The 17,349-nt window shown below is 38.0% G+C and carries 14 protein-coding genes; 5 read left to right on the top strand and 9 right to left on the bottom strand.

All coding sequences use genetic code 11. The annotated features are described in order from the left end of the window. Positions 1–9 precede the first annotated feature (9 nt). From ACFS6I_RS17655 to ACFS6I_RS17645, 3 genes are all read left to right on the top strand, one after another. Entirely contained in the window at positions 10–741 is a 732-nt protein-coding gene (locus ACFS6I_RS17655; protein WP_380922571.1) for a DUF3823 domain-containing protein, read from the top strand. 182 nt (positions 742–923) lie between these two features. Further along, a complete protein-coding gene (locus tag ACFS6I_RS17650; protein WP_380922569.1) occupies positions 924–1,907 on the top strand; it encodes a family 43 glycosylhydrolase in 984 nt (327 codons plus the stop codon). A 96-nt stretch (positions 1,908–2,003) separates the two neighbouring features. After that, entirely contained in the window at positions 2,004–4,259 is a 2,256-nt protein-coding gene (locus ACFS6I_RS17645; protein ID WP_380922567.1) for a GH92 family glycosyl hydrolase, read from the top strand. A 96-nt stretch (positions 4,260–4,355) separates the two neighbouring features. Here the strand turns inward: ACFS6I_RS17645 and ACFS6I_RS17640 are convergent, their stop codons facing one another. Next, on the bottom strand, positions 4,356–6,854 hold the full coding sequence (locus tag ACFS6I_RS17640) for a glycoside hydrolase family 95 protein (RefSeq protein WP_380922565.1): 2,499 nt from the start codon (positions 6,852–6,854) through the stop codon (positions 4,356–4,358). Position 6,855: 1 nt separating this feature from the next. Continuing rightward, the gene (locus tag ACFS6I_RS17635) at positions 6,856–8,100 is read right to left on the bottom strand and encodes a glycoside hydrolase family 71/99-like protein (RefSeq protein WP_380922563.1); all 1,245 of its coding nucleotides are present in this window, start codon (positions 8,098–8,100) and stop codon (positions 6,856–6,858) included. A gap of 394 nt (positions 8,101–8,494) precedes the next feature. Here ACFS6I_RS17635 and ACFS6I_RS17630 point away from each other — a divergent pair, with 394 nt between their 5' ends. Beyond that, complete coding sequence (locus ACFS6I_RS17630; protein ID WP_380922561.1) at positions 8,495–8,668, top strand: hypothetical protein; 174 nt, start codon at positions 8,495–8,497, stop codon at positions 8,666–8,668. Positions 8,669–8,680: 12 nt separating this feature from the next. On the opposite strand, the gene ACFS6I_RS17625 is transcribed toward ACFS6I_RS17630, so the two are convergent. Together ACFS6I_RS17625 and ACFS6I_RS17620 are read right to left on the bottom strand one after the other, a co-directional pair. Continuing rightward, a complete protein-coding gene (locus ACFS6I_RS17625; protein ID WP_380922559.1) occupies positions 8,681–9,394 on the bottom strand; it encodes a LytR/AlgR family response regulator transcription factor in 714 nt (237 codons plus the stop codon). Continuing rightward, on the bottom strand, positions 9,391–10,341 hold the full coding sequence (locus tag ACFS6I_RS17620; RefSeq protein ID WP_380922557.1) for a sensor histidine kinase: 951 nt from the start codon (positions 10,339–10,341) through the stop codon (positions 9,391–9,393). Before ACFS6I_RS17620 ends, ACFS6I_RS17625 begins: the two co-directional genes overlap by 4 nt. A 361-nt stretch (positions 10,342–10,702) precedes the next feature. Here ACFS6I_RS17620 and ACFS6I_RS17615 point away from each other — a divergent pair, with 361 nt between their 5' ends. After that, on the top strand, positions 10,703–11,686 hold the full coding sequence (locus ACFS6I_RS17615) for a DUF6268 family outer membrane beta-barrel protein (RefSeq protein WP_380922555.1): 984 nt from the start codon (positions 10,703–10,705) through the stop codon (positions 11,684–11,686). Between the two features lie 70 nt (positions 11,687–11,756). Here the strand turns inward: ACFS6I_RS17615 and ACFS6I_RS17610 are convergent, their stop codons facing one another. The 5 genes from ACFS6I_RS17610 to ACFS6I_RS17590 all read right to left on the bottom strand — a co-directional run bounded on the left by ACFS6I_RS17610 (position 11,757) and on the right by ACFS6I_RS17590 (position 17,196). Beyond that, a complete protein-coding gene (locus ACFS6I_RS17610; protein WP_380922553.1) occupies positions 11,757–12,500 on the bottom strand; it encodes a DUF2490 domain-containing protein in 744 nt (247 codons plus the stop codon). 162 nt (positions 12,501–12,662) lie between these two features. After that, on the bottom strand, positions 12,663–13,244 hold the full coding sequence (locus tag ACFS6I_RS17605; RefSeq protein ID WP_380922551.1) for an outer membrane beta-barrel protein: 582 nt from the start codon (positions 13,242–13,244) through the stop codon (positions 12,663–12,665). Between the two features lie 97 nt (positions 13,245–13,341). Further along, a complete protein-coding gene (locus ACFS6I_RS17600) occupies positions 13,342–14,865 on the bottom strand; it encodes a LamG-like jellyroll fold domain-containing protein (protein ID WP_380922549.1) in 1,524 nt (507 codons plus the stop codon). A 37-nt stretch (positions 14,866–14,902) separates the two neighbouring features. Next, entirely contained in the window at positions 14,903–15,913 is a 1,011-nt protein-coding gene (locus ACFS6I_RS17595; protein ID WP_380922547.1) for a metallophosphoesterase family protein, read from the bottom strand. A 230-nt stretch (positions 15,914–16,143) separates the two neighbouring features. Beyond that, the gene (locus ACFS6I_RS17590) at positions 16,144–17,196 is read right to left on the bottom strand and encodes a hypothetical protein (protein ID WP_380922545.1); all 1,053 of its coding nucleotides are present in this window, start codon (positions 17,194–17,196) and stop codon (positions 16,144–16,146) included. Positions 17,197–17,349: the final 153 nt, after the last annotated feature.

Raw genomic sequence — 17,349 nt, 5'->3', positions numbered from 1 at the left:
TCAACAGCAATGAAAACGATAAATTTATTAATGGCTTTAGCAGGTATGTTTTTTTTGAGTGCCTGTTCAAAAACTGATAATTACGAAGGGCCAAATGCCAGTATGAGTGGCCAGGTAACTGATCAAATTACCAAAGAACCTTTTCTGACAGGCCAGGGTGAATTTAGTATCCGGTTATTGGAAACAAGCTGGAGCGATAATCCAGCTCCGCAGGATCTGCAAGTCAAGCAGGATGGTTCGTACAGTCATACCAAACTGTTTCAAGCCACTTACACACTACAACCTTATGGTGGTGCTTTTTGGCCTGCAGATAAGATAGAAGGATTTAAATTGGGGGCTAATGCTGAGCAGAATTTTGAAGTAATCCCATACCTGCATGTAAAAAATGTAAAATGGAATCTGAAGGCTGAAAACAAATTGGATATTTCATGTTCATTGGCAGCTCCGGTTACCAATGGACTGCCACAGGTAATTGAGGTAAGGCCATTCTTTAGTCTAACACCTTATTGTGGTGCAGGAAGCCGGATTGATGCGTACTATAAAGATGAATATCGGGTATTGATTAATCAAAATTGGGAGAATATCGGAAGTATGCAGACCGGTGAAGGAAAAGAGACCTACACCATTAAAGATATTCCTTTAAAATCTGGATATACCTATTACGTTCGTATGGGCGCAAAAGTGCGCGATACTTACGAGAAATTTAATTATTCAAACGTTGAAGTGATAACAGTCCCATAATGGTAAACGAAGGCTGTCGTGAGTTTAGTTCTTTTAGAAAATAAAGGAAAACAAACTCACGATAGTTTTCTACTTATGGGGAATACTATTCATGTATCAAACGAAGGTTTTATGCTTTTAATCATCAAGATGAATGGAAGAATATCTCTAATAAACAAATATAAATACATAATTATATTCTGATGAAAAAACTATTTAAAACGGGTTACAGAGCCCTATTCTTAGGTTTGACTTTGTTTTATAATGCGTCTTTGATGGCGCAGGAAAATCCATTTATTAAACATATGTATACCGCCGATCCGTCAGCACGTGTCTGGGCAGATGGACGACTTTATGTGTATGCATCTCATGATATCGCTCCGCCTCAAGGTTGTGATCTGATGGATCAATACCACGTGTTCTCTACGGCTGATATGAAAAACTGGACAGATCATGGAGAAATATTACGTGCTTCTCAGGTTCCATGGGGCAGAAAAGAAGGAGGATTTATGTGGGCTCCAGATTGTGTATATAAGAATGGTGTCTATTATTTTTATTTTCCACATCCAAGCGGAACAGAATGGAATAAAACTTGGAAAATCGGAGTGGCGACAAGTAAATCGCCGATCAAAGATTTTGTCGTACAGGGTTATGTAAAAGGTGCAGAAGCTCTGATTGATCCACATGTCTTTATCGATGACGATGGACAGGCCTATTTCTACCAAGGCGGAGGCGGTGTGTGCATGGCCGGTAAACTCACGGACAATATGATGGAAGTAGAGGGGCAACTCCAGAAAATGGAAGGACTGGAGGATTTTCATGAAGCATCCTGGGTAAACAAATATAAGGGTAAATATTATCTTTCTTATTCAGACAATCATGATGAAAATTGGAAAGACGGTGTAAAGGGCGACAATCGAATGCGTTATGCCATCAGTGAGAGTCCTCTGGGACCATGGAAATCAATGGGTATTTATATGGATCCGACCGATAGTTATACTAATCATGGTTCTATTGTTGAATTCAAAGGTAAATGGTATGCTTTCTACCACAACAGTGAGCTCTCTCGAAAAAATGGAGAATTTAATGATTGGTTACGGTCAATAGCGGTGGATAAGCTGGAATATAATAAGGATGGCAGTATTAAAAAAGTAAAACAAACGGGACTAATCACAGTTTCTAAATAATACTGCTATAAATAGACCCTATATTGTCAAAATAAATTATCTTTAAGATCTTAAATGTTATTTTTCCTTAAACCGTTGATTCCTTAATTGTTTACCATGTTAAAAAAGATTATTAAACATAAATCGAATACACTATTACGCACAATATATTGCTGTTCTTTTCTTTCGATTTTTATGCTAAAAGGTTTTTCTCAGACCCAAGGCCCCAAAGAATATGTGGATTATGTCAATCCTTATATGGGAAACATCAGTCATTTATTAGTGCCGACTTATCCGACCGTTCATCTACCAAATAGTATGTTGCGGGTTTATCCTGAGCGAGCGGACTTCACTTCAGATCGCTTATTTGGTCTTCCGCTTATTGTTACAAGTCACCGTGGAAAATCGGCTTTTAACTTGAGTCCGATGATAAAATTACCATCCGATCTGAAACCTGTGCAACTATATAGTTATGATCAGGAAGAAATAAATCCTTATTCTTATACGGTACAGTTGGATCAGGAGGATATCAAAGTAGATTATGCGGTATCACATCAGTCGGGTATGTACACCTTTACTTTTCCTACCAAATCAAATAAGTATCTGCAGTTCAATTCACATGAAGGAAAATTGCAGTGGGATGGTCAGGGGCTTTCCGGTTCCCAGGATATCGGGAATGGCACCCGTGTCTATATTTATGCTGTTCCCGAATCAAAACCGATAACAGTGAGTCTTTTGAAAGGTAAGCAATTGGAAAAAAGTACAGAAGCCACAGGTAAAAATGCCTGTCTAGTTTTGCAATTTGATCAATCTGGATCAACCTTACGGATGAAGTATGGTATTTCTTTTATCGATGTTGCGCAGGCAAAGGCCAATCTGAAACGTGAAATTACGGATTTTAACCAAGAAAAATTAGCAGCCAATGGACGAAAGATCTGGAATGAGGCTTTAGGGAAAATTGCTGTAGAGGGTGAAAATGAATCGGATAAAAAAGTGTTTTATACCTCTTTATATAGAACTTATGAGCGTCCTGTTAATATTTCTGAGGATAATCGCTACTACAGTGCATTTGACGGAAAAGTACATGATGATCAAGGGAAAGCATTTTTTACAGATGACTGGATATGGGACTCGTACAGGGCGCATCATCCGCTTCGGGTATTGCTCGATTCGGATAATGAAGCCTTGATTTTGAATTCCTTTGTTCGGATGTCTGAACAGATGAAGGAACCATGGTTACCGACTTTCCCTGAAATAACCGGTGATAGCAGACGCATGAATTCCAACCATGGCGTGGCCACATTGCTAGATGCTTACCGAAAAGGAATACGTAATTTCGATATTAAGAAAGCTTATCTGGCGGCGAAAGGTGCTATAACTGAAAAGACTTTAGCACCATGGTCAGGTAAACCTGCCGGAAAATTGGATGCTTTTTTTAAGGAAAATGGCTATATACCGGCACTGTATCCTAATGAGAAAGAGACAATACCTGAGGTGAACAGTTTTGAAAAAAGACAACCTGTGGCAGTTACTTTGGGTACTTCCTATGATCTTTGGTGTTTGGCTCAATTAGCCAACGAGCTTGGTATGAAAGCGGATTATGAACTGTTTATGAAACAGTCATTCAACTATAGGAATCTATTCAATGAGCAAACTAAATTTTTCCATCCAAAGGACGATAAAGGTAAATTTATTATGCCTTTTGATTATGTGTTTTCAGGAGGACAGGGGGCGCGTGAATACTATGGCGAAAATAATGCCTGGATATACCGCTGGGATGTACAGCATAATATTCCGGATCTTATCAAATTGATGGGTGGTAATGAACTGTTTATTCAATATTTAGACGATATGTTCCAGCAACCTTTGGGCAGATCTAAATTTGATTTTTATGCGCAACTTCCTGACCATACCGGAAATGTAGGACAATTCTCTATGGCCAATGAACCTTCGCTCCATATTCCATATCTATACAACTATGCGGGACAGCCTTGGATGACACAAAAACGGATTCACAAATTGGTGGGAGAATGGTTTAGAAACGACTTGATGGGAGTACCTGGAGATGAGGACGGAGGCGGTATGTCAGCGTTTGTTGTTTTTTCACAGATGGGATTCTATCCGGTAACTCCTGGACTTACTTCTTATAGCATAGGTTCTCCATTCTTCTCAAAAGCGAGTATACAACTTCCTAATGGCAAGTCTTTTGTTATTATCGGAAAAAATGCTTCGGCAAAAAATAAATATATTCAGTCTGCCAAATTGAATGGCCAACCTTTAAATACACCACAATTAGATCATGCGGATATTCTTAAAGGGGGGATACTTGAATTTGTTATGGGTGATAAAGCCAATAAAAACTGGGGTAACTAAATCAGAATATTAGGTCTAATCAAGAAAGATTTGACTCATAATAAGAAAGCGCCGGTATTTATGCCGGCGCTTTTTTTGTTGTTAGTACTATATCTTTTAATTATTGTTTTGAAATAACTGTGGCGTAATGATCACAGCTTTTCCTTGGGTGCCCATGATTTCAATCTGTTTACCGGCATAGCTTATGCAGAGTGGTCCTGTTCTGTTTGGTAGTAGCTGTGCTTTTTGTAAGGATCCATTATTCCAGTGGATATTAACCGTAATGCCACCTCTTGCTTTAAGTCCTTCAATACTTCCACTAGGCATATTTTTACTTAATGCGGGAAGTAATTCGATCAAGTAGTTGTTATTTTTATCACGAACTTGACTTTGAAGGAGCATCTCAGCAATTGCAGCTGTAGCTCCAAAATTTCCATCAATCTGAAATGGAGGGTGATTATCAAATAAGTTAGGTAAAGTTTTATCGCTGATGAGGTTATAGAGTAACTGATAGGAGTGCTCGCCGTCATGCAGTCTATTCCACATATTGATTTTCCAGGCCAAGCTCCAGCCAGTTCCATGATCGCCTCGACTTAGTAACGTTTTTTTTGCAGCTTCGGCTAGATCTGGTGTATTAGCGATAGATATTTGGCTACCCGGGTGCAATCCAAAAAGATGTGAAGTATGGCGGTGGTTTACTTCGGTTTCTTCATAGTCCTCTATCCATTCCATAATGCGTCCCGTTTTGGCACTTATTTGTGTTGGTATAAGCTTTTGTAAAGTCTCTTGGCACTGCTGTCTAAAAGTTTCATCAACTTGGAGCACGGTAGAAGCCTCAATACAGTTTATAAGTAAGTCCCGAATAATTTGGCTATCCATAGTCACTCCATAGGTAAAACTTGAAATCTCTCCATTAGGCAGTTTGAAACTATTTTCTGGAGAATGGGAAGGATTAGTGATCCAGTAATTGGCAAAAGGTTTATTTTTTGGAATTTTTACCATGAAATCCATTATAAAATTGGCCGCTCCTTTCATGATGGGATAGGCTTTTTCTTTTAGAAACTGACGGTCACCTGTAAACGTATAATGTTCCCAAGGGTGCTGCGCTAACCATGCCGAGCCCATGGGCCAAATCCCCTGTACTCCGTCTGCAGGGGCGGTATAGCCCCAAGCATCGGTAAGATGATGCACGACCCAGCCTTTTGCACCGTATAGTGTGTGTGCTGTTCGCTCTCCAAAAGGAATGAGAGCTGTAGTCAGATCAAATAAAGGTTGATGTAACTCAGATAGATTGGCCAATTCGGCAGGCCAATAATTCATCTGCAAGTTTATATTGGTATGAAAATCTGCATTCCATGGCGGATCCATCTGCCAGGCCCACATGCCCTGTAAATTGGCCGGCATATGACCCGGACGCGAACTGCTGATTAATAAATAACGACCAAACTGGAAAAATTTTGTGATCAGTTCACTCGGTATTTTTTGATGCTCTTTTGTAAGTGAAATGAGAGCATCTGTAGAAATGCCCGATCTATTGGGTTGATCCGGATCATCCAAACTTAGATTTACCCTGTTGAAATAATGCTGATAGTCTTGAATATGTTGACGTTTTAATAGCGGATAATCAACATTTTTGAATGGCTTTAGCGTATTCCTACAGGTGGATAAAGGGTCAATATTACTTTGTTGTGCAGGATAACTGATATGTTTTAAACCTGGATAATTTGTTGCCGCAGTGACCAGTATCGTAATCTCGTCGGCATCGGTAATCATTATTTTTCCATTTTTATTTGAAAATTGACCACCTTTTAGATATACTTTTGCAATTGCTGCAAAGCGCAGTCCTTTTTCCTGTTTAGTTTCAGCTTGTCCGATCTGTCCTTGTAAAATTAACTGAGATGGATCCTTTGGGTCGGATATGCAACTGAAATCCTGTGCTCTTTTCCATGTGAAATTAAGGTCTAATGATTTTTTTTTACTGGCAGTGTAATGGATAACCATGGTGTTTGCAGGAGCCGAAATAAAATATTGGCGTGAATAGTTGACACCTTTATGCTGATAGCTGGTCTGCTGAACAGCTGTCTTTAGGTCCAAAGAGCGTTTATAGTTCTCTACATGAAGATGGGGCATATCCAGCCACAATTCACCCAGGGACTGGTAAGGTTTGATATGCATAGGTTTACCCATCAACGTGCTGTCTGCAAGCTCAATGGCTTCTTTATTCTTTCCTTCGAAAATAAGGTTTTGGATAATTGGGAGTGCAGTTTTTCCTTTGGGATTGTTTGGATTTTGTGTATTTCCTGCCCAAAGTGTACTTTCGTTAAACTGAATACGTTCATCGGCTACACCACCAAAGACCATGGCACCGATTTGACCATTACCTAAAGGTAATGCTTCTTCCCATACCGATGCTGGACGTATGTAGGTGAGAGTTAAAGGTGCAAATGGTATCGTCTGGTGCGACTGAACTGCAGCACGGTCTGCCCAATATTGATCGATTTGCTGTTGCCGGTCACTGGCAGGGATTGCGTTAGAGCTGGTCTTATTTTGGGCAGTGCTATGCGCTAGCCCTAAAAATATGACGAAATAGCTGATTATGAATTTATTTTGAATCATTTCATTTTCTTTTAGGTTGATGAAGCGGTATTGCCGTCTTGTTTTTTAGGTATTTGCTTGCCTGTCCGGTTAACCAAAGATAGTGATCGTTCGGAAGATGATCCTCTATGCCGACAAAAGTACCCGTTCCATTTAAGGGTACATCTTTCTGGTGAAGTGTTTTGAAGATTGCTGTACCTTCATCTACTTCATCAAACATGGCAATATAGAGCATTTCTGCACCTGACGTAAGATTATACTGCAATTGTGTCCAGAAGAAATTGCCTGAATCCCGAGGTACAAACGCCTTTGAACTACCGGTCATATTCGTCCAAGAAAATCCAGGAAAGCAAAGCGGAACATAATCTACCTGATGTTGTTTGCACCATTTCATATCCGCCTGGATCAGGGATTTGAACTGGTCAAATCCGACCTGATTATACCTTCCTACAAACCAAGGCATGATCATATCTGATTTTTTAATCAGTGCATGCAGCAAAGGATCTGACTCAGTATCCTGACGTTGTTCGCGCCAATAGGTGGGAACACCCAAAAGTACACTGTAACCATTTTGTTTCAGGTAGTTGACAATACGCTCGGCAGTTTTTAAATTATACTTGCGGCCATCATTAAATCCGATTCCCCAAACCGCAATCAGCGGTTTTCCATTGTGAAATAGATAAGTTTTTGCATGCTCTCTTTTTTTTAGATTCCATTTTTTTTCGAGTGCAGCAACATCATCCATCAGTATCTTATCGTCACCATCTTTTATACCGCTAAGATCGTACATAACGCATATTGCACGATCGAATTCATTAGCAGATTTGATGGCAGAATTTAATACGGTATTGAATTGGTTTAAGCCACTTGGATTAGCAATTTCGCCGACAAATCGTTGCATAAATACACCGTCTACTCCATAGTGTTGCATCCATTTGAAGTGGAGATTAACCGACGAGTAATCATAAGAACTATAGAGTTTAGCGGGCTTTCCTTCCTTTGTTAAAAAGGGACTATCGTAGGTAATGGCATATTCTGTTACGTCTGGCCAGAAATCAACATTTGTAGAGCCGGGGTTAAATCCGTTTTTACCTTTGTAGTGATACCATCCCCGATTAGCTCCGTCATCCGGACTATTAAACCAGCCTTGGTAGCCTGCCAAAACCAAGCCTTTGTAGGAGTCGTACTGCTTTTGTGCAAATAATAGACTTGTTGAAAAGAATAAGAGCATGCTTAGGACATGAATTTTACATGTTTTAATCATCATACAGATTTATATTTAGTTTATAATTTCTAAATATCACAGCGAACCATTAATAGTATATTAACAAAAGTATTAATAGAGGTAATTTTATGTTTTTTTTAATTTCAAGATGCAGATCCTTCGTTATACTGTTTTAATGAAAGCAGTTGATGTTCCTGTATAATGATAATCTTTTTAAATCAGAAGAGGGGCATCCATTCAATTTCGTATAATAATCTAACCTTTTGGTATAAAATTCAAATCTGGTAAGTCCATATCGAGTAGATTTGTTTAACAATGCTCTATTCCGGTTTGATAGAGTCAGAATAATTTGGTTAAAACTAACTCAAAGAACATGGTTAAGCAGGTATTAATTTTTAAGAGTTCAATAAAAACAGTAGAGAGCAAAATTTTTTTGATGCAATTATTGCAATTGAATATGCCGGAAGTGTTTTCTCCTACAGTAGATCTTGACGATGAAGATTCGATTTTTCGAGTAGAAACAGCTGGCTGTTCTATTGACCGGTTAACCAATTTGTTGGACAGCCATAATATTCGAGTTGATTTATTGGAACGCTTTGATGTTACCTAATCGGATGAACTCTTATAAAAGACCGCTTGTATATTTTTGAAAAAAATCGTTGCGATAGATTTCTCCTATCGGTATCTCTGCGTCGTCTATGTAAATGGTATGACTATCAAAAGAATCGATAAATGATAGATTGATCAGGTAAGATTTACTTACCCGGATAAAGAGTTCGGAGTTCAGTTTTTGATGGATTGTTTTTAAGTTCATGGCTGTGATCAGTTTGTTGTTGCGAGTATAGATCACGACATAATCTTTTAGGGCTTCAATGAATTTGATTTCATCAAAGGTGATTTTATAATATTTTCGATCTGATTTTATCAGTATAGAATTGTCATTGCTGGCTTCAAATGTGTTTTTCTGTTCATGAAATGTCAACAGTTTTTGGTAAGCGATTGCTTTCGTTATCGCTTTTGCTAGTCGCTCCTTTTTGATCGGTTTTAAGAGATAGTCAATTGCGTCAAGTTCATACCCCTGCAATGCATACTGACTATATGCTGTCGTTAAAATCACTAATTTATCTGTAGGCAATGACTGTGCAAAATCAAGACCATTGATGGTCGGCATTTCAATATCCAGGAATAGCAGATCAACAGCATTATTTTTTAAAAATTCCATTGCCCCAATAGCGCTGGAAAATTCCCCTACAATCTCAAGGGCTGAAATTTCTTGTACCAGATTGCTCATTTCTTCACGAGCGAGAGGTTCATCATCAACTATAATACACTTCATATTGGGATCGTTAATTTTACGCTATATTCCGTTTCTTGAACAGTAATATTTAACTGATAATCGTCTTGATATAACAATTCTAACCTACGTTTAGTATTGGTGAGGCCCAGCCCACTATATTTTTTGTTAGGATTGAGGGCTAGTTTCGGATCTTTGGAATTGCGGCATTCAAAGTGAAGCTGCCCATCACTTGCCATAAAGGAAATATGAATAAAGGACGTTTCTTCTGTCGCACTTAAACTGTATTTTATAGCATTTTCGATAAAGGCCGTAAAAATATGCGGAGGTAAGAAAATATTTTTTTTAACGAGTTCAGGTTCGCATTGTACGGTCGTTTTCAAATGATCTCTTCTTATTTCTTCCAATTTCAGAAAATTGGTTATAAAGTTTAATTCTCCAGTTAAAAGTGTTTTATCATTATCATTTTCGTAAAGCTGGTATCTTAAAAAATCCGATAGTTTGATAATAACTTCCGTTGCCATTTCAGGATCTTTCCGTATCAGTGCTTTGACATTATTCAACATATTAAACAAAAAGTGTGGCTGTATCTGGTTTCTTAGGGAAGTTAACTCAGTTGTTAGGGCCAGGTTTTTGAGTTCAGATATTCTCTTATTGTCTTTGATCCAACGATTAAAAAGTTTCAGTGTTGTGGTTGTTAAAATAATGGGAATACTGACTAAGATTCCGTTGAAAAAATTCATGTTTTGACGCTTATCAACTTTTAAATTTGCAGCCGTTATAACATGCATATAATTGGAAACATACATGACGATCAGTAAACTTCCAATAACCAATAAGATTAATAATATTATATAGATCTCATACCTTCCCTTGAAAAAAAAACGTGGTATCAGCAGATACATGTTGATGTAGAACATACATACAAAAACGATCCATACTGATAAATGTAGATAGGTTTTATATGGATCAGATAGCTCTGTCTTCATGTCTGAATTGAAAAAAAGCAAAAGGAGCCCCACTACAAATACGCTGTGGCGGAGGACCCTATATTTTTTTTCGGTTAAGTAACGTATGATTATTCCATTTTTAAAATCTTGCATCAGTTCTTAGTAATAATGTTACTGTATAGGAACAAAAGTAATTTTTTTTGAGCCTACTCTAATTTCTTTTATACCAAGAGTGCTTTTTTTTATACCAAAGTAATTGAAGTAGTATGGTGTGCGTCCTATATTATTCTAAGAAAGGATCTTTTGTATAAAATAAAGGGTGTTTCGTCTAAAATGTATTTTTCATATCCACATTTAGAATATTCTTGTACCGTTTTATCAACCATTTATCCATTGTTATATGTTAAAAAAGATTTTGCTCATATTTGGAATAGGCATTTACACTTTTGTTACCAAAGCTCAGACAAAAGACAGTATCCCAGACAAAGTTCGTGCTATTATTGCCGATAAGTTTCCGGCGATCCGCGTACTGAATCTGGAGTACGAAATTGTTGGTGGGTTTAAATATGCTTCAAAGTATTTAAAGAATCCACTTCCTAAGGGAGAGGTTCAAAATATGCATCAAGCGAATGCCAGTATGAATGTCAACTTGATGAAGAGAAAAAATTGGACTTTAGGAACGCTTGTGGGGTATCGGCATCTTTCTGTAGAGCTGCTGCAACCTGATTTGAGTACACGGCAAATATATCAGGAGAAGCAAGATTATCACTATCACCATGAATCATTAAATTTTACTTACTACTCAAGATTATTTGGAAAAATGGCTATTTATAGCGCGAGTTTGATGACTGATGGAAGTGAGAAAGGCTTTGAACGTGTTCGTGGTATGCTGATGGGAAACTTGGTTCTAAAAGCTACCCGTGATGTGCAGATGACCTTAGGTGTGGTCGGTTTGTTGGATCCAAGCGCCATTGTACCTGTGATACCTACTTTTACATATAAGAGACAGTATCAACAGGGCTGGGTGGTCGATATCGTGTTGCCGAAAGCCGTTTATCTTCGTAAAACTATTTTGGGTAATGGACGTGCATCTTTTGGATCGGAGCTGGATAATAATACCTTCTACATCTATGATTTTGCTGGATTATCGAGCATCCAGATCTTCAATCAGATGAATTTGAATTCAGGGCTGCTTTATGAACACAATCTGGGACGTTCTTTTATAGCTATGGTCAAAACCGGGATGAGAAATTCGTTAAGATCTCGAATATCAGAGAAAAACAAATCTCAGAATGATTTTATTTATGAAGCATCTACGGATCCATCTTTTTATTTTAATGCTGGTTTATCGTTTAATCCTTTTGCTAAAAAACGCGTTAATTAACGCAAATAATCCGTTAATGATATAAATGAAGCATAATATGCTGCCTTTTTAAATCAAAGAGCGCTATCGTTTATAATCTGAGGTAAGCTGCGACCTGTATGATATTATTTACAGTCTTATTATTTCTGCCCAGGCTATATTGATTCATGTAACCTGCTTCTATATCAAATTTTGGATTTACCCGCCATCCTAGTGCTAGGTAACCTCTGTTTTGGTCAAATAACTTACCATTGGGGGCATTTTGAATATGTGCAAAAATTTCATTTTGCAGTGCAATGAAAGCACCATCAGTAAAACTAGTGGTTTCGGAAACAGGAACAATGGCACGGGTGAAATAGCGCAGTCTTTGGGCAAAATCGTAACGGTCCGTAACCAGCTCGTTTTGCTCAACAGCAGGTTGGCCCATAAAGCGCTGTTCTAATCTAAAATGGTGCTGCAGTGTTGAAGGACGATTTAGAACGGTAAATTTTTGGTTTATAATAAATTGCTCCCATATGCGGTGTTCTGGTATCCAGCCATGGATAGCGCTAATATTTCTTTGGTTCCCGATGTAGGCATACCCTAAAGTGGCAATCATATTGTTCTTGATATGATAATTCAAACCCGGTCGGATAATAAAGGATTGTATGTCTTTGAGTTGATCTGTACTTCGAGCTTGTCCATCAAAATGTATGCTGAACCTGGGATTTATTTTGTAAGTGAAAAATGCGGCACTCCAACCTGTAAATGTCTGCTGTGTCTGTGCTTTTAAAGGAACACTAAATATGAACAGGAAGATCATGCAACTCTGAAGAAGAAATAATTTAGATAGCATTATTATAAAAGTTTGAATTGGTTTATTAAGTTTAATATTTAAATCTGTTAAGTATCCTTATCCTGAATGGAAAAATAAACAAATTTATTTTACATCCGATTGAAAACCAATCGATTTAGATCAACTTTAACTCAGAATTTAGACAACTCTTTTATAAGGCTTCTAGAAAAGGTTCCATTTAACGCCTATTTGATATTGCGAAATACTCGTATTCCAGTTGTGGTATACACCGGTTTTTCTTTCTACATTTCGATATCGGAAATACAATTTTCCCAATTCTAATCCAAAAGTGTAACCCATTCGGGAGCCTCTATTAAATGCCTCTTCTCCATTATTCAGTAGATATTTATCTTCATTCAATAGTTTATTGAATTCAAGGCCACCTAATAATGCAAAATTTGATGTCAGGTCTAACTTAAATAATACAGGGAAATCAAAGAACTGGAGGGCCTTGTTTCCTTTTGCAATACCGTTAACCTGATCCACAGTTTCAGAATTTGTTCTGACACGTGTCACATTATAGGTGGGCTCTACTTGGATAGCCATGTTTGGTCTAAAATGATAACTTACTATACCTCCGACCTGAAAACCTACTCGATTTGTTGAACGGAATGATAATCCATCAGCATGAGACAAATTTCCACCAAATTTTATTCCTGCTCCAATTTGAGAAAAAACATTCTCAGTAGGTATTAAAAGTAATAGCAAAAGCACTAGTAAAGTTGATCGTGTATTTTTAGACATATACAAAAGTAACTTTTCTAGATAGCCCAGCTTACTGACTTTTGTAAAGATTTGGTCAATAAGCTGCGTTTTTACTAGTTCATTTCCATTTTGACATTTATTTTTGCAGTTTAAAAACTACATTAATTCCAGCATGGTCAGATGGAAAAGCAACTGGGTGACTTTCGATTACTGTTGACGCTTTAGGCATTAATTTGCTTCCTTTATAATAAATATAGTCAATACGGTCTTTTTGATACGTATCACTATTGTCAATGGGAGACCAGGTAATACCTGGATAGCGAATTGGATCCGGATATAATGTACGCCAGGCATCCCGAACTCCTGTTTGTGCCAAAGTTTTGCTAGCCGGCCATGGAATGATATAGTTTTTATGCAGGTGCTTGGTATTCTCCGTCCAGTCCAGATGAGATCCACTATTGAAATCTCCTGCAATGATGACAGGAGTTTGATCCGCATGTTCAAGAAATGGTTTGAGCTCCTTGACTATCGCTTTCATTTCTGCGCCACGGGTTTTATTCTCTTCAATTATAAAATCTGTCGTATCCCATCGTTCTGCTTTGACGAATCCAGACCAATAGTCGGGCAGATAATGCAACCATGTCGCGAATATATTAATCGGTTGACCACCGGGTAGTGCTATCTGGACTCCACCACTGTTGAATGATCTGTAGATCTGGTAGGTATCCGTAAATGGATAGCGACTCATAATCGATAGATTGGAGCTGATCAGGTAAAAGTAATAACCCAGTGCATCGGCAATACGTTCTCCCGAACCGTAGGTCTCGACAAGGGTGAAGACATCTGCTTTACTTTCTTTCATCAGAGCTATGGTACGCTGTAAGCCAATTTCTTTACCGGATTCATTCCCCCCATGCCAAATATTGAAACTTGTCACCGATAGCGAAGCTGGCTTACTTACTGTCTCTGCTATTCGTTTGCCCGTGATCTGGGTATATTGTTGCTGCATTTGTTCAGCACTAAGTGCTGTATCATAACATTTAATGTCATCTATAGTACCATAGAAAGACTCCCATTGCTCCGTTTTAAATGGTTTTTCATGGTCAATACTGTTTCCGATGACTATACTGTCGGCCAGGTTTGTATTTTGAAGTGCAGGTACATGATAGATTGCCCGCTGTTTTCCATCGTAATAGAATATGAGGCGCTGCTTTACAATATCATGGCTGACGGCCAGCTGGTGCCATTTACCATCGCGGATACTTTGTCTGAATGGGGTTGGATCATAACTGTGATTTTGCCCATTTGCCTGTATCTGGAAATTCCAGGCGCCGTTGGCCTGAATTCCAAATTTCCAACCATCGTAACCTTCTGTCTGTTTTTGCAGGCCGGAGGCTATTGTATAAGGCATTTGTCCATTTTCATCGGCTTTGACCCATACGCTGATCGTGAAGTTTTTGGAGTCTTTGATTGGATTAGGGAGAGCTATTGCATAGCGCTTCGTAACATTTCCAAGATCAAAAGCTTTGCCTACTATTCCCGGAGTGGTTGCAATATCGGGAATAGTTTCGAAGTCAATAGTCGTGACTTTTTGTGCTTGAGCGCTTGATATTATGGCGAGCACAAGCAATGTTACTATCCATTTTAGGCATGCATTCATAGGTCTTTAGCTTATTTTTAATAACGTTTAATTGTTTTTAAGGTTTAGATCTAAAATCTAGTTTTCTGTTACTGATTGAAGCGGTAAGTCTTGCTGCATCTGGATGTTTGGTGTCTGTCGGCGTAGGAGATTCAAATTGACTTTCTTTTCCAGCAATAGTAATTCGACCTGAAGGATCAATAGTGACAAACGCAAAAAGAGGATCGCGATACATCGCCCGCCCGCCGTCTGAACCGAATCCATCCCCTACGTAGGAAAAGGAAGCACTGTTCATCTGGAAATAATGTACTTTATTTATATAGCTGTAATCATCCAAATGGTGATGACCATTGAAACAGGCAATTACTTTCTGAAATTGGGTATTGTTATTGGCGTCATCAATAATCTTACGTACTGCTAACCGATTTGGGACGGAACAGCCATCCCAAATTTCATCAAAAGCCTGATGCGAAATAATAATGGTTTGCTTGTTCGTGTTGGCTAGATCTTCTTTAAGCCATTGGATCTGCTCAGGATTGATGAGGTCACGATTGGCCTGATCGATATAATAATTACTGTTGGCATAATCAATATATGCCCCATCTTTAAGGATATAGTTACAATCAAGGATAATAAAGTGAAAGTCTCCTTTGTCAAAGGAGTAGTACTTCTTATCCATCTTCCATAACTTCATGATATCTTCTTTGGTGCCCAAGTCCATGTCATGGTTGCCAAGCACATGATAGCGCTCTCCAGGATAAGTTTCCCAAAGAGCAACAAACTCCTGAGCAGCTTTTGTCGGATGGCAAAAGTCCCCTCCTTGGAGTATGAAATCTAGTTTACGTTTAGAAGCTTCTTTAAGAAAAACTTTCAGTCGTTGTTGCGCATCTTTGCAAAAGCCGTGATGTAAGTCTGTGATCCAACCAATCTGAATAGGTTTTTGATTGGAAAATTGGGGTTCATGAGCGGAAAATCCATAAGATTTTACTGTCGCAGCGCCAGTAGCCACAAGAGCGATACCTGCCTGCCGAAGGAAGCTGCGGCGATCGTAGGGTTTTATTTTAGACATGCTTGTTTATATAATGGTATAGGTCCTCAATAGCGGATAATACGTAAATATATTAATTTACAAATCTATAGCTACTAATCGAGATCTATTTAAAATGTAAATATGCTGTGACTTGCATATTGGTGAATATAATTTAAGAGTGAATTTATTATCAAATTTTTCAATCATGTCATCTTACTTTATTTGATTCAACTTGATACTATTTTTATAGATGCTCCTTAGAAGCCGGCTTATTTCTTTCGTATTAAATACATACTCTGGCTATTGGAAGAATAGAATGCGAACCCATGGGGTGAAATATAAAATGTTGGTCTAAAATGTAGTGTTGGATAATTTGCTTCTAACACCGTATAAAATCGATTTTTGTAATCGTCAAATCTTTCTTTCTCTACAGCGATATGGGGCTCAAAAAAATTAAAATCACGATCTCCGATCTTTGTTTTAAAGAAAGCTTTGCCGCGCCAGTTTTTGACACTATATCCCGGACTTCCACCACCAATATTGTGGCTGTATTTTAATTTTTCCTCAGGGTGAAAATGTAAAAAAGTAACGTTTTCGGGTAAATAAGGATCTTGTTCGCCAGTCCAAAAAACATCGTCGCGGTAACGGCCAGCATCTTCACTGCTATCAAGGCTTCTATATGCTGGTATTTCTTGCCATAGCATCTGCCATTGTTCATCCTGGTAAAAGAAAAATTGCATGTAGTAATGATCATTTCTAGTTACATTTTTTAAAAACCAATATTTGCCATCTTTTTTCGCGCTTGCAATTTTTTGATTTATTTTTTCTCCAGTCCAACTCAAATCTTCATTGAAAACTTTAAAAGCACGTGTGGTGGTATCGCCATCTTGTGGCCAAGTGGTGTAATAGGCTTTTTGGTCATTGGTGAAAATGATGAAATCATCAATAAATTCTGGCCAATATTCATTTTGGGACAAGTGTAACGTATCTTCTGTAATTCCTTTACTATTTATTTTATAATAAAGCATATCACCTTGGGTCTCATCATTTTTTTCTGCATCGCAGGATACGATCAGTTGGTCATTCACAGATGGAAAGATGCGTATGGGATTAGGTGAACTGGAACGAGTGACTTCAGTTTCACAGAACAGTTTCACTTCGAAAATATCGGAATGATACTTTTCGTTAATTTCTTCAAAATTAGCATATGCCGCATCTAAGGGTTCGTTGTTCCGCTCTATAATTCCGTCGCAGGAAGTTAAACTGGATATGAAAAGAATCATCGTGCTTAAAACTGAAGTGAAAAGGGTTGTTTTATTCATGTGATTTAATTTAATCATTATACCTGTCATTTAAAATGAAGCCAATGGTAGAAAAGAATTTTTTGGTTTTGTAATTTCGTTGTTCCCACTGTCGCAATTCACCCCTTATAATGTCGTTTTTGTAATCTGTTAATTTAAGCAAACCCTTGCATC

It is taken from the genome of Sphingobacterium anhuiense (genome assembly GCF_042686355.1).
Classification (GTDB): Bacteria; Bacteroidota; Bacteroidia; order Sphingobacteriales; family Sphingobacteriaceae; genus Sphingobacterium; species Sphingobacterium anhuiense.
This window is presented reverse-complemented; position numbering and strand designations above follow the sequence as displayed.

Coding starts and splice junctions, on each gene's coding strand:
- ACFS6I_RS17640 (WP_380922565.1), bottom strand. CDS start 6,854: ATGATTCAAAATAAATTCATAATCAGCTATTTCGTCATATTTTTAGGG.
- ACFS6I_RS17650 (WP_380922569.1), top strand. CDS start 924: ATGAAAAAACTATTTAAAACGGGTTACAGAGCCCTATTCTTAGGTTTG.
- ACFS6I_RS17610 (WP_380922553.1), bottom strand. CDS start 12,500: ATGCTATCTAAATTATTTCTTCTTCAGAGTTGCATGATCTTCCTGTTC.
- ACFS6I_RS17590 (WP_380922545.1), bottom strand. CDS start 17,196: ATGAATAAAACAACCCTTTTCACTTCAGTTTTAAGCACGATGATTCTT.
- ACFS6I_RS17625 (WP_380922559.1), bottom strand. CDS start 9,394: ATGAAGTGTATTATAGTTGATGATGAACCTCTCGCTCGTGAAGAAATG.
- ACFS6I_RS17630 (WP_380922561.1), top strand. CDS start 8,495: ATGCAATTATTGCAATTGAATATGCCGGAAGTGTTTTCTCCTACAGTA.
- ACFS6I_RS17620 (WP_380922557.1), bottom strand. CDS start 10,341: ATGAAGACAGAGCTATCTGATCCATATAAAACCTATCTACATTTATCA.
- ACFS6I_RS17600 (WP_380922549.1), bottom strand. CDS start 14,865: ATGAATGCATGCCTAAAATGGATAGTAACATTGCTTGTGCTCGCCATA.
- ACFS6I_RS17655 (WP_380922571.1), top strand. CDS start 10: ATGAAAACGATAAATTTATTAATGGCTTTAGCAGGTATGTTTTTTTTG.
- ACFS6I_RS17645 (WP_380922567.1), top strand. CDS start 2,004: ATGTTAAAAAAGATTATTAAACATAAATCGAATACACTATTACGCACA.
- ACFS6I_RS17595 (WP_380922547.1), bottom strand. CDS start 15,913: ATGTCTAAAATAAAACCCTACGATCGCCGCAGCTTCCTTCGGCAGGCA.
- ACFS6I_RS17615 (WP_380922555.1), top strand. CDS start 10,703: ATGTTAAAAAAGATTTTGCTCATATTTGGAATAGGCATTTACACTTTT.
- ACFS6I_RS17635 (WP_380922563.1), bottom strand. CDS start 8,100: ATGATGATTAAAACATGTAAAATTCATGTCCTAAGCATGCTCTTATTC.
- ACFS6I_RS17605 (WP_380922551.1), bottom strand. CDS start 13,244: ATGTCTAAAAATACACGATCAACTTTACTAGTGCTTTTGCTATTACTT.